A 13,513-nucleotide genomic window follows, 5' to 3' on the forward strand; every position below is an offset into this window, starting at 1 on the left:
TTACTGCAGACGACCAATGTCTCAGCTCAAGTGCCGAGTGGGTCTTCAAGGATGCGCAATTAACGCGTAATCTGCCACGAATTCTAGATTAAACGTTTCAGCAGGCGTATTTTTGCGATGTTCGCTACTGAGTGGCTACTGCCAACCGACTGCTCAGTCAGTTTGTTCATGAACGACTTTAGACTGATTTATTCAAAACAATACCTAGTGCGCCCGACGCACTAACTAGGAGAACGGCATGCTTGAGCTCACCATAGAGCAGATTTCCATGGGCCAGACGGCTGTGGATAAATCTGCTGCCTTGCACCTGCTCGCTGACAAACTGGTGGCCGACGGCCTGGTCGCCGAGGGTTATCTCAGCGGCTTGCAAGCCCGTGAAGCCCAAGGTTCGACCTTTCTCGGTCAAGGCATCGCGATCCCTCACGGCACCCCCGAAACCCGCGATCAGGTATTTTCCACCGGCGTGCGCCTGCTGCAGTTCCCCGAAGGGGTGGACTGGGGCGATGGCCAGATCGTCTACCTGGCCATCGGCATTGCCGCCAAATCCGACGAACACCTGCGCCTGCTGCAACTGCTGACCCGCGCCCTCGGGGAAACCGACCTGGGCCAGGCACTGCGCCGCGCCGCTTCCGCCGAGGCCCTGCTGAAACTGTTGCAGGGCGCGCCGCAGGAACTGGCATTGGACGCGCAAATGATCGGGCTCGGTGTGTCCGCCGATGATTTTGAAGAGCTGGTGTGGCGTGGCGCCCGCCTGCTGCGCCAGGCCGATTGTGTGAGCAATGGCTTTGCCGCCGTGTTGCAGCAGGTCGATGCGCTGCCCCTGGGCGATGGCCTGTGGTGGTTGCACAGCGAGCAGACCGTCAAGCGCCCGGGGCTGGCGTTTGTCACCCCGGACAAACCCATGCGTTACCTCGGCCAGCCCCTCAATGGTCTGTTCTGCCTGGCCAGCCTCGGCGAAGCGCACCAGACCTTGCTCGAACGCCTGTGTGCGCTGTTGATTGAAGGGCGTGGCCAGGAACTGGGCCGAGCCACCAGCAGCCGTGCGGTGCTTGAAGTATTGGGCGGCGAGCTGCCACCCGACTGGCCCAGCGCACGCATCGCCCTGGCCAATGCCCATGGCCTGCACGCGCGGCCGGCGAAGATCCTCGCGCAACTGGCAAAAAGTTTTGACGGCGATATTCGTGTACGCATCGTCGATGGTGCGGTGGGCGCCGTGTCGGTGAAAAGCCTGAGCAAGCTGCTCAGCCTCGGCGCCCGGCGTGGCCAGGTGCTGGAGTTTGTCGCAGAGCCGACGATTGCCGACGATGCGCTGCCTGCCTTGCTGGCCGCGGTACAAGAGGGGCTTGGCGAAGAGGTCGAGCCGCTGCCTGTCGCGAGTGTGCAAGCCGCCGCCGTGGTGCTCGAACCGACGCTCAGCGCGCCCCTGGCCGGCAGCCAGATCCAGGCCATCGCCGCCGCACCGGGCATCGCCATCGGCCCGGCGCATATCCAGGTGCTGCAACCGTTCGACTATCCGCTGCGTGGCGAGTCCTCGGCCATCGAGCGCCAGCGCCTGCACGCCTCACTGGCCGATGTGCGCGGCGATATCCAGGGCCTGATCGAACGCAGCCAAGCCAAGGCGATCCGCGAGATTTTCATCACCCACCAGGAAATGCTCGACGACCCGGAACTGACCGACGACGTCGACACCCGCCTCAAACAGGGTGAAAGCGCCGAAGCCGCCTGGATGAGCGTGATCGAAGCCGCCGCCAAGCAGCAGGAATCGTTGCAGGACGCCTTGCTCGCCGAGCGCGCCGCCGACCTGCGCGACATCGGTCGCCGTGTGCTGGCGCAGTTGTGCGGTGTCGAAACCGTCCAGGAACCGAACGAACCCTACATCCTGGTGATGGACGAAGTCGGCCCGTCGGATGTGGCGCGCCTCGACCCGGCCCGCGTCGCCGGCATTCTCACCGCCCGTGGCGGCGCCACTGCCCACAGCGCCATCGTCGCCCGGGCCCTGGGCATCCCCGCCTTGGTGGGCGCCGGCCCGGCCGTGTTGCTGCTGGCCGCCGGTACGCCGTTGCTGCTCGACGGTCAGCGCGGCCGCCTGCATGTCGACGCCGACGCCGCGACCCTGCAACGCGCCAGCGTCGAACGCGACACCCGTGAACAACGCCTGCAAGCCGCCTCGGCGCAGCGCCATCAGCCGGCCCTGACCCGGGATGGGCACGCCGTGGAAGTGTTCGCCAACATCGGCGAAAGCGCCGGCGTGGCGAGCGCGGTGGAGCAGGGCGCCGAAGGCATTGGCCTGCTGCGCACCGAACTGATTTTCATGGCCCACCCCCAAGCGCCGGACGAAGCCACCCAGGAAGCTGAATACCGCCGCGTGCTCGATGGCCTCGGCGGTCGCCCGTTGGTGGTCCGCACCCTGGATGTGGGCGGCGACAAACCGCTGCCGTATTGGCCGATCGCCGAGGAAGAAAACCCCTTCCTCGGCGTGCGCGGCATTCGCCTTACGCTGCAACGCCCGCAGATCATGGAAGCGCAATTGCGCGCACTGCTGCGCTCGGCGGATAACCGGCCGCTGCGCATCATGTTCCCCATGGTCGGCAGCGTCGATGAGTGGCGTGCTGCGCGGGACATGACCGAGCGCCTGCGCCTGGAAATCCCGGTGGCCGACCTGCAACTGGGGATCATGATCGAAGTGCCGTCCGCCGCGTTGCTCGCGCCGGTGCTGGCCAAGGAAGTCGACTTCTTCAGCGTCGGCACCAACGACCTGACCCAGTACACCCTGGCCATCGACCGTGGCCACCCGACGCTGTCGGCCCAGGCCGATGGCCTGCACCCCGCCGTGTTGCAACTGATCGACATCACCGTGCGCGCCGCCCATGCCCATGGCAAATGGGTCGGTGTGTGCGGTGAACTGGCCGCCGACCCGCTGGCGGTGCCGGTGCTGATCGGCCTCGGCGTGGATGAGTTGAGCGTGTCGGCCCGCAGCATTCCCGAGGTGAAGGCGCGGGTGCGAGAATTCAGTCTGAGCGAGGCCCAGGGCCTGGCGCAACAAGCACTCGCGGTGGGTTCGCCCGCTGAAGTGCGAGCCCTTGTGGAGGCCGTGTAGATGGCAAGGATTTTGACCCTGACGCTGAACCCGGCGTTGGACCTCACGGTACGCCTGGCGCGCCTGGAACCCGGTGAAGTCAATCGCAGCGAGACGATGCTGACCCATGCGGCCGGCAAGGGCGTGAACGTCGCCCAGGTGCTGGCCGACCTCGGTCATCAGGTCACCGTCGGTGGTTTTCTCGGCGCGGACAACCCCCAGGCCTTTGACGCGCTGATCGCGCGCCGTGGGTTTGCCGATGCGTTCATCCGCGTGCCCGGCGAGACCCGCAGCAATATCAAGATCGCCGAACAGGATGGCCGCGTCACCGACATCAATGCGCCGGGGCCGCTGGTCAGCGAGCAGGCGCAGCAGGCGTTGCTCAACCAACTCACGCTGATCGCCCCGGGGCACGATGCGGTGGTGGTCGCCGGCAGCTTGCCGTGCGGTGTCAGCCCGCAGTGGTTCCAGGGCTTATTGGCGCTGCTGAAAGACCTCGGCTTGAAAGTCGCCCTGGACACCAGCGGCGCAGCCCTGCGCGCCGGGTTGCAGGCCGGCCCGTGGTTGATCAAGCCCAATACCGAAGAACTTGCCGAAGCGCTGGACTGCCCGACCGACTCCGTCGACCAACAGGCCCAGGCCGCCGCGCGTTTGCATGCCAGCGGCATCGAGCATGTGGTGATTTCCCACGGTGCCGACGGCGTCAACTGGTTCAGCCCCGGCACGGCGCTGCATGCCACGCCGCCGAAAGTCAGCGTCGCGAGTACGGTCGGCGCGGGCGATTCGCTGCTGGCCGGGATGCTCCACGGTTTGCTCGGTTTCGATCTGCCCGAGACCACCTTGCGCCGCGCCACGGCGATTGCCGCGATGGCCGTCACGCAGATCGGGTTTGGCATCAGCGATGATGCGCAATTGGCGCGTCTCGAAAGCGGCGTCCATGTGCGCCCGCTGACAGAACAATAAGAGGGTTTGTGATGAATTTAGCCATTGTTACCGCCTGCCCGAACGGCATGGTCACCAGTGTGCTGTGCGCCCGTTTGCTCGACGCCGCCGCGCAGCGCCAGGGCTGGAGCACCAGCGTCGAAGTGGTAGACGTGCAGCGCCCGGAACGCCAGTTGTCCCAGGCCACGCTCGATGCTGCCGAGTGGGTGTTGCTGGTCAGCAGCACGCCGCTGGATATGCAGCGGTTTGTCGGCAAGCGCGTGTATCAGAGCACCCCGGCCCAGGCCTTACAGGACGTCGAGGCGGTGTTGCGGCGCGGCGCCGAAGAGGCTCAGGTGTATGTCGCCAGCGAAGCCCCGGTGGCGGCCAAGCAAGCCCCGCGTATTGTCGCGATCACCGCCTGCCCGACCGGCGTGGCCCACACCTTCATGGCCGCCGAAGCATTGCAGCAGACCGCCAAGCGCCTGGGCTATGACTTGCAGGTGGAAACCCAGGGTTCGGTCGGCGCGCGCACGCCGTTGAGTCCGCAAGCGATTGCCGAGGCGGATGTGGTGCTGCTGGCGGCGGATATCGAAGTCGCCACCGAGCGCTTCGCCGGCAAGAAGATCTACCGCTGCGGCACCGGCATCGCCCTCAAGCAAGCCGAAGCGACCCTCAACAAGGCCCTGGCCGAAGGCACCGTGGAAAGCGCGGCGAGCGGGGCGGTGGCCAAGTCGGAAAAAACCGGGGTCTACAAACACCTGCTGACTGGTGTGTCGTTCATGTTGCCGATGGTGGTGGCGGGCGGTCTGTTGATCGCCTTGTCGTTCGTGTTCGGCATCCATGCCTTTGAAGAAAAAGGCACCCTGGCGGCGGCGCTGAAAACCGTCGGCGACCAGGCCTTCATGCTCATGGTGCCGCTGCTCGCGGGCTATATCGCCTATTCGATTGCCGACCGCCCCGGCCTGGCCCCCGGCATGATCGGCGGCTTGCTGGCCGGGACGTTGGGCGCGGGCTTTATCGGCGGGATTATTGCCGGTTTCCTCGCCGGTTACTGCGTCAAGCTGATCACCGGCGCGGTGCGCCTGCCGCAAAGCCTGGAGCCGCTCAAGCCGATCCTGATCATCCCGTTGCTGGCGAGCCTGTTCACAGGCCTGGCGATGATCTATCTGGTAGGCCCGCCGGTGGCGCGGCTGCTCACCGGGCTGACCGACTTCCTCAGCACGATGGGCACCACCAATGCCGTGCTGCTCGGCATCCTGCTCGGCGGCATGATGTGCGTTGACCTGGGCGGGCCGATCAACAAGGCCGCGTATGCGTTCTCTGTCGGCTTGCTGGCGGCGTCCAGCGGTGCGCCGATGGCGGCGACCATGGCGGCCGGCATGGTGCCGCCGATCGGCATGGGCATCGCGACCTTCCTGGCCCGGCGCAAGTTTGCCCAGACCGAACGCGAGGCCGGCAAGGCCGCGATGATTCTGGGCCTGTGCTTTATCTCCGAAGGCGCGATCCCGTTTGCTGCCAAGGACCCGCTGCGGGTGATCCCGGCCAGCATCGCCGGTGGCGCGTTGACCGGCGCGCTGTCGATGTACTTCGGCTGCAAACTGGCCGCACCCCATGGCGGCCTGTTTGTGCTGGTGATCCCGAATGCGATGAACCATGCGCTGCTGTACTTGCTGGCGATTGCCGCCGGTAGCGTGTTGACGGGGTTGGTGTATGCGCTGATCAAACGCCCGGAAGCGGTGGAACTGGCGGTCACACCCGCCCAAGCCTGACGCTGTGGAAAATGTGGGAGGGGGCTTGCCCCCGATGGCGATGTGTCAGTCACCCATGAATGGACTGACCCACCGCCATCGGGGGCAAGCCCCCTCCCACATTAAGATCTGCGAGGCTTTGAAGGCGGTGTCATATCGGCTTCATCCCTGCGTGTTCTAGTTGCCCTTTTGATACTCAAGAGGGCATCTGCATGAGCCATTTCGATCTCGGCCGTCGCCGCGTGATGCAAGCTGTCGGCGCGGGCCTGTTGTTGCCGGGGCTGGCACCGGCGGTGATTGCGTCGGTGAAGGACCGGCCGCAACTCACCGATGGCGTGCAGTCCGGCGACCTGCTCGGCGACCGCGCGATGATCTGGAGCCGCAGCGACCGCCCGGCGCGGATGGTGGTGGAATGGGACACCCGCAGTGTGTTCAGTAACCCACGCCGATTCGTCTCGCCGCTGGCCGACAACCGCAGCGACTTTACCGCCCGCGTCGAACTCACCGGCCTGCCCGCCGACCAGGCGATTTTCTACCGCGTGCATTTCGAAGACGCCCAGACCGGCGTCGCCAGCGAGCCCTGGTTCGGCCACCTGCGCAGCGTGCCGCAACAGCGTCGCGATATTCGTTTTGTGTGGAGCGGCGACACCGTCGGCCAAGGCTTCGGCATCAACCCGGACATCGGCGGCATGCGGATCTACGAAGCCATGCGTCTGCGCCTGCCGGACTTTTTTATCCACAGCGGCGACACCATCTACGCCGACGGCCCGGTGCCGGCGCAACTGACCACCGAAGGCGGGCGCATCTGGCGCAACATCACCACCGAGGCCAAGAGCAAAGTCGCTGAAACCCTCGATGAGTATCGCGGCAATTACCGCTACAACCTGCTGGATGAAAACGTGCGGCGCTTTAACGCCGAAGTGCCGCAGATCTGGCAGTGGGACGACCACGAAGTGGTGAACAACTGGTCGCCGAGCAAGCAGCTCGATGAGCGTTACCAGACCAAGGACATCAACACCCTGGTCGGCCATGCGCGTCAGGCCTGGCTGGAATATTCACCCATGCGTCGGCAAAGCGCCGACGGCGGCGGGCGGATTTATCGCAAGCTCAGTTACGGCCCGCTGCTGGATGTGTTCGTGCTCGACATGCGCAGCTATCGCGGGCCCAACGATGACAACCTGGGCGGCGCCAAACCCTTCCTCGGCCGAGAGCAACTGGACTGGCTCAAGCGCGAACTCAAGGCGTCCCAGGCCCAATGGAAGGTGATCGCCGCCGACATGCCGATCGGCCTCGGCGTGCCCGACGGCGAAGTCAGCCCGGGCGTACCGCGCTGGGAAGCGATCGCCAACAACGACCCCGGCCCGGCGCAAGGGCGCGAGTTGGAAATCGCCGAGCTGCTCGGGTTTCTGCGCGCGCAGCAGGTGCGCAACCATGTGTGGTTGACGGCGGATGTGCATTACTGCGCGGCGCATCACTACCACCCGGATCGGGCGGCGTTCCAGGACTTCGAGCCGTTCTGGGAGTTTGTCGCGGGGCCGTTGAATGCGGGGAGCTTCGGGCCCAATCCGCTGGATAAAACCTTTGGTCCGCAGGTGGTGTTCGAGAAAGCACCGCCGGCGCAGAACACCTCGCCGTTTGCCGGTTTCCAGTTTTTCGGCGAAGTGCAGATCGATGGGCAGACGGCGGAGTTGACGGTGATGCTGCGTGATCTGGATGGGGTTTCAGTGTTCGAGCAAAAGCTGCAACCGGTCTGATTGAGGGTGCAGTCAAAAACTGATTGGAGTGCAGTCAAAAACTGACTTGGAATACAGTCAAAACTGTGGGAGGGGGCTTGCCCCCGATGGCGGTGGATCAGTCAACTCTTGGGTTACTGACACACCGCTATCGGGGGCAAGCCCCCTCCCACATAAGTTCTTCAGTGGTTAGAGGATCTCAGTAGACATCGCGGCGATAGCGGCCCTGTTCGATCAAGCGCTCCACCGCCTCACTCCCCAGCACCTCATGCAGCACCTGATCCACTCCTGCGGCCATCCCCTGCAAACTGCCGCACACGTAAATCGCCGCGCCGTCCGCCAGCCATCGACGCAACACGTCCGCCGATTCGCGCAGGCGGTCCTGCACGTAGATCTTTTCCTCCTGGTCGCGGGAAAACGCCAGGTCCAGCAGCGCCAGGTCACCGCTGGCCAGCCAGCCTTGCAGTTCGTCCTGGCACAGGTAGTCGTGGGCGATAGTGCGTTCGCCGAACAACAGCCAGTTGCGCTGCTGGCCGTCGGCAATGCGTGCCTTGAGCAAGCTGCGCAAACCGGCCAGGCCAGTGCCGTTGCCCAGCAGGATCAACGGCGCAGGCGCGTCCGGCAGGTGGAAAGCGCTGTTGCGGCGCAGGCGCAGGCTGATGCTCGAGCCGAGGGCCGCGTGTTCGGTCAGCCAGCCCGAGCCAAGGCCGAGGGTGCCGTCCGGATGACGTTCCTGGCGCACGATCAACTCCAGCACGCCGTCGCTGGGAATCGAGGCGATGGAGTATTCGCGCATGCCCAGGGGCGCCAGCGCGTTCACCAGCGCCTGGGCATGCAGGCCCACCAGATGGGCGCGGTTGTCCGGCAATTGGCGGGTGGCCAGGGCCTGGTCGAGGGTGTGGGCCAGGCCGTCGATCAGCACGCTCTCGCTGCCGGCCAGGCCCAGGCCCCCGAGGAACTGCGCGATGGCCCGGCTGCCATTGCGCGGCAGGATTTCCACCAGGTCGCCGGCCGTCCAGCGTTGCCCTGACGGCACGCTCAGCTCCAGCAGGTACACAGCCGAACCGACACTGCCAGGGTTGAGCAAGGTGCGTTGGTTCAGGCTGCAGTTTTCATACTGTGCGCTCGGCCACGCCGCTGTCGGTGCGTGCCCGGTGAGTTGCCCCAGCTGTTGTTGCCAGTGCTGCAGGGCATGGGTGTCGCCGCTGTCGACTTCCACGGGGGCGAACAACGGGGTGCCGCCCTGGTTGGTCAGCCAGAAGTGCAGGCGCCGCGCAAAGCCGCAGAAGTGCTGGTACTGGCGATCGCCGAGGGCCAGTACCGAGTAGTTCAAGCCCTTGAGGGACAGGTCCTGCCCGAGCACGCTGCGCTCGAAGCCACGGGCGCTGTCGGGGGCTTCGCCGTCGCCGAAGGTGCTGACCACGAACAGCACATTTTCTGATTGGCGCAGTTGGTCCTGGCTGACGCTGCCCAGCGGCTGCACGTTCACTGGCAAGCCCGCGGCCTGCAGTTGCCCGGCGGTCTGCCAGGCCAGTTGTTCGGCAAAACCGCTCTGGCTGGCGAAGCCGATCAGCCAGGCCGGCGCATGGCTGTGATTGGCGCTGAGGCGCTCGCGGGCATCGCGTACCTGGCGCTTTTTACGGCGACGGTCGAGGTACAGCAGCCAGCCGGTGATGAAGAACAACGGCATGCACAGCGCGCTGATGGTGAGGATGATCCGCCCCACCAGGCCGAAGTAACTGCCGGTGTGCAGCGCGTAGAGGCTGGTCAGCAATTGAGCCTTGAGGCTCTTGCTGGCGTAGCGCTCGTGGGATTTCACCACGCCGGTGGCCGGGTCCAGGTTGATCTGGTTCAGCGCGCGGTCGTGGGGCGAGTTTTTCAGCAGGTAAAACACCGTGGCCGGCTGCCCGGCGACTGCCGGCATGCGGATGTTGTAGGCACTCAAGTCGGGGCCGGCGCTGCTGTAGATGCTGCTCCAGATCGCCGCGTAGTTGGCTTCCGGCGTCGGGCCCGCGGGTGGTGGGCCGCGTTTGCGCATCCGTTCGTTCTGCGGGGCGTCGGACAGCAGCTTGTTCAGGCCCTGGTTGTACCACTCGTAGGACCACGACAGGCCGGTCAGCGCCGCCAACAGATAGAACAACAGGCACCAGGTGCCGAACACCGAGTGCAAGTCCCAATTGAAGCTGCGACCTTTTTTGCGCCAGTCCAGGGTCAGCCACACGCGCCAGTTCGCCACCTGGCGCGGCCAGCGCAGGTACAGGCCGGACAGGCAGAAGAACAGCAGGATCAGCGTGCAGGCCCCGGTGATTTGCCGGCCGGTGTCGCCCATGGCCAGGAAGCGGTGCAGTTGCAAGAGAAACCCGAACACGTCCTGGCCGACGGCGTCGCCCGTGTAGTCGCCGGTGTAGGGGTCGAAGTAACGCATCTGGCCGCGCCGTTCACCCGGCGGCGGGGTGAAGAACACGCGTGCGGCGGTGCCGCTGTCGGTTTCCACCCACAGCATCGACACGCGCTTGCCTTCGCTGGCTTCGAGCTTGCGCACCAGTTCGGCGGGCGGCAGTACCCCGGCGTCGCGTTTTGCCACGCTCAGCACGCTGGGGTTGAGCGCGCGCAGTATTTCATCCTGGAACGACACCGCCGCCCCGGTGATCCCCATCAAGGCCAGCACCAGCCCGGCAGTGATGCCGAAGAACCAGTGCAACTGGAACAGGGTTTTCTTCAACACGTCGGACCGCCTCGCTCATCTGGATATCTGTAGCACGGCGCGCATTATGCCGTGGGTTGTCGAGAAACTTTGTTGTTTAACACGCAAAAGCCCCACGCATCGATGCGTGGGGCTGTTGGCTGCGGGTTGACCGTTTAGAAGTGGAAGCTGGTGGTCAACAGCGCGGTGCGCCCGGCCGCCTGGTTGGCGAAGTGGGTCGAGAAGGCCTTGTCGTAGTAGGTTTTGTCGGTCAGGTTCTGCACGTTCAGTTGCAGATCGACGTTCTTGGTCAGCTTGTAGCTGGCCATGGCGTCGTAGCGCGTGTAGGACGGTACATACACGGTGTTGCCGGCATCGCCGTAGACCTCGTCGACATAGAACGCACCGCCGCCGATGGTCAGCTTCGACGTGATGTCGTAGGTGGTCCACAGGCTGAAGGTGTTCTTCGGCGTATTGGGCATTTGGTTGCCCTCGCTGGAGCCGGCGCTGAGCACCCCGTTGCGTCCGTTGCGTCCGGATTTGACCAGCTCGCTGTCGAGGTAGCTGTAGCCGGCGAACACTTGCCATTGATCCGTGAGTTTGCCGCTGGCCGAGAGTTCGAGGCCATCGACGCGGGATTCACCGGCGTTCTCGTAGGTCAGGGCATCCACCAGAATGCGCGTGTTCTTCTTCTCGGTGCGGAACACGGCAGCCGTCAGCGAAAGGCGGTCGTGGAACAGATCCCACTTGGTGCCCAGCTCGTAGTTGACGGTTTCTTCCGGTTGCAGGTCGCTGGTGGCGGCGCCGGCGGACAGTGGGTTGCCGTCGGAGCCTTCACCGACCAGACCACCGGCCGGCGTGGCCGAGGTGGCGTAGGACGCATAGATGCTGGCGTTCTCCACCGGCTTCCAGACCAGGCCGGCCTGCCAGTTGAAGAACTGGCTGTCGTCTTTGATCTTGGTGCGCCCGGCGGTGGCGTTGGTGTTGGCCTCGGTGTCGAAGGTGTCGTAGCGCAGGCCGACGTTCAGCAGCCATTTCGGGTCCAGTTCGATGGTGTCGAACACGTAGGCGCCGCGGCTGGTGGCTTTGGTGTTGGTGCCGTTGTAGTTGCGCGCGATGCTGCCGGTCCAGGCGTCGTCCGGGTTCGGGTTGCTCAGCGAGGTGCATTGGCCGCCCAGGCTGCCTTTGGCCACGGTGCAGACCGGGTTGGCGTTGGGGCTGATGGTGTAGCTGCTGACACGGGTTTCTTCGCCGGTGAACTCGAGGCCGGTGGAGTAGGTGTGCTTGAAACCCAGCGCGTGGAAGTTGCCGAACAGATCGGTCTGGTTGGTGGTGGTCTCGGTGGTCGACACGCGGCTGTTGGCGCGGCGCCACACAGTACCGAACTTGTTGACGTTGAGTTTGCTGTCGTCCGGTTGCGTGAGGATATAGTCCTGGCCGGTGTTGCCATGGCGCAGGGTGTTTTTCAGCGTCATGTTGTCGTTCAGGTCGTGTTCGACGGAGACCGTGCTGATATCGGCGCGGGTCTTGCGGAAGTCGCGACTCTTCAGGCCGTAGAAGTTATTGCTGTCGCCGCCGTCGTTGGGTTTGTCGTGTACGTGGGCGGTGGCGGTCGCGGAGCCGTAACCGTAGGGGATCCCCGAATCCGGCAGGTCGTCGCTTTCCATGTGGTAGTAGCTGACGTTGACGCGGGTCGGCGTGCCCAGGCCAAAGGTCAGCGACGGCGCCACGCCCCAGCGGTCGTAATTCACCGCGTCGCGGCCGGCGACGTTTTGTTCGTGGCTCATCAGGTTCAGGCGGAACGCGGCGCTGTCGTCGAGGAATTGGCGGTTGACGTCGAGCACGTAGCGGCGGGTCTGGTCGGAGCCGTAGGTGAAGCCGCCGTTGGTGAAGTCGCGCGCCTGGGGTGTCTTGCTCACCAGGTTGAGGCTGCCGCCGGCCGAGCCACGCCCGCCGAACGAAGAGTTCGGGCCTTTGCTGACTTCGATCGATTCGATGTCGAAGATCTCACGGCTCTGGCCGCCGGTATCGCGCACGCCGTCCAGGTAGGTGTCGCCCTGGGCGTCAAAACCGCGGATGAACGGGCGGTCGCCCTGGGGGTTGCCGCCTTCACCGGCGCCGAAGGTAATGCCGGGCACGGTGCGCAAGGCATCCTGCAACGAGGTGGCGGCGGTGTCCTTGAGCACTTGCTGTGGCACCACGGTGACCGAGCGCGGCGTGTCCACCAGCGGCGCGGTGTACTTTTGCGAAGAGGCTTTTTCGACCTGGTAGGAGGTGGCGTCCTGTGCTTCCCCGGTGATGCTGGTGGCGCCCAGGGAGATGCTGTTGCGCTGGCCTTTCTGTTCGGTGTCGTCGGCCGCTTGCGCCAGATGGGCGACAGAGCTGGCGCCGAGTGCAACGCCGATGGCCGAAGCCAGCAGGCGTGGTGAACTGGCAGGTGTTTTTATGCAAGTGCGCGACATGACGTGTCCTTTCCCCAAGGATGTGAGGCCGCGGAATATAGGCTGAACAAGACGTTGTATCAATTGCGACTTATTGCTATTCGTAGCTAATTTACATTCTTTACACTTTTTCCTTACGGTTTTTACGATCTCGTTCGTCTTCGGGTTTTACAGAGAGGATAAGAATCAATACCATTAACGTCTTTCCGCTCTCAGGTAGTGCTCATGTTGCTGCATATTCCCGGCCTGTTCTCTCGTGAGGAAGTGCAGCGCATTCGCCAAGCCCTGGAAACCGCCGACTGGGCCGACGGTAGAATCACCGCCGGGCACCAGTCCGCCAAGGCCAAGCACAACCTGCAATTGCCCGAAGGCCACCCGCTGGCCAAGGAAATCGGTACGGCGATGCTGGAGCGGTTGTGGCAAAACCCGTTGTTTATGTCGGCGGCGTTACCGCACAAAGTCTTCCCGCCGCTGCTCAACTGCTACACGGCCGGGGGCAGTTTCGACTTCCATATCGACAATGCCGTGCGCCAGCCCAAGGGCAGCCAGGAGCGGGTGCGTACCGATCTGTCGTCCACGCTGTTCTTCAGCGACCCGGAGGACTATGACGGCGGCGAACTGGAGATCCAGGACACCTTCGGCGTGCAACGGGTCAAGCTGCCCGCCGGCGATATGGTGCTGTACCCCGGCTCCAGCCTGCATAAAGTCAACGCCGTGACCCGCGGTGCGCGCTACGCCTCGTTTTTCTGGACCCAAAGCCTGGTGCGCGAAGACAGCCAGCGCACCCTGCTGTTCGAGATGGACGGTGCGATCCAGCAACTGACCGCGGCGGTCCCGGACCACCCGGCGTTGATCCAGCTCACTGGCACTTACCACAACCTGTTGCGTCGCTGGGTCGAGGTCTGAGC

General features: G+C 64.5%; 7 protein-coding genes. 5 read left to right on the forward strand and 2 right to left on the reverse strand.

Annotated elements, in window-relative coordinates; translation table 11 throughout:
• The first annotated feature begins 238 nt into the window (after positions 1-238).
• The 4 genes from ptsP to PverR02_RS04435 all read left to right on the forward strand — a co-directional run bounded on the left by ptsP (position 239) and on the right by PverR02_RS04435 (position 7,502).
• Positions 239-3,097, forward strand: coding sequence for a phosphoenolpyruvate--protein phosphotransferase (gene ptsP, locus PverR02_RS04420; protein ID WP_017845457.1), 2,859 nt, complete (start codon positions 239-241; stop codon positions 3,095-3,097).
• Positions 3,098-4,039: a 1-phosphofructokinase gene (pfkB, locus tag PverR02_RS04425; RefSeq protein WP_046488116.1), complete on the forward strand. Its 942-nt coding sequence runs from the start codon at positions 3,098-3,100 to the stop codon at positions 4,037-4,039.
• Between the two features lie 11 nt (positions 4,040-4,050).
• The gene (locus tag PverR02_RS04430) at positions 4,051-5,769 is read left to right on the forward strand and encodes a PTS fructose-like transporter subunit IIB (protein ID WP_017845455.1); all 1,719 of its coding nucleotides are present in this window, start codon (positions 4,051-4,053) and stop codon (positions 5,767-5,769) included.
• A gap of 191 nt (positions 5,770-5,960) precedes the next feature.
• Positions 5,961-7,502: an alkaline phosphatase D family protein gene (locus PverR02_RS04435; RefSeq protein ID WP_046384719.1), complete on the forward strand. Its 1,542-nt coding sequence runs from the start codon at positions 5,961-5,963 to the stop codon at positions 7,500-7,502.
• 178 nt (positions 7,503-7,680) lie between these two features.
• On the opposite strand, the gene PverR02_RS04440 is transcribed toward PverR02_RS04435, so the two are convergent.
• Entirely contained in the window at positions 7,681-10,206 is a 2,526-nt protein-coding gene (locus tag PverR02_RS04440) for a PepSY domain-containing protein (protein WP_046384718.1), read from the reverse strand.
• Positions 10,207-10,340: 134 nt separating this feature from the next.
• On the reverse strand, positions 10,341-12,626 hold the full coding sequence (locus tag PverR02_RS04445; RefSeq protein ID WP_017845452.1) for a TonB-dependent receptor: 2,286 nt from the start codon (positions 12,624-12,626) through the stop codon (positions 10,341-10,343).
• Between the two features lie 204 nt (positions 12,627-12,830).
• Here PverR02_RS04445 and PverR02_RS04450 point away from each other — a divergent pair, with 204 nt between their 5' ends.
• Positions 12,831-13,511, forward strand: a complete 681-nt coding sequence (locus PverR02_RS04450) for a Fe2+-dependent dioxygenase (RefSeq protein WP_017845451.1) — start codon at positions 12,831-12,833, stop codon at positions 13,509-13,511.
• Positions 13,512-13,513 lie beyond the last annotated feature (2 nt).

The organism is Pseudomonas veronii, from assembly GCF_002028325.1.
In the GTDB taxonomy this organism is placed as follows: domain Bacteria; phylum Pseudomonadota; class Gammaproteobacteria; order Pseudomonadales; family Pseudomonadaceae; genus Aquipseudomonas; species Aquipseudomonas veronii.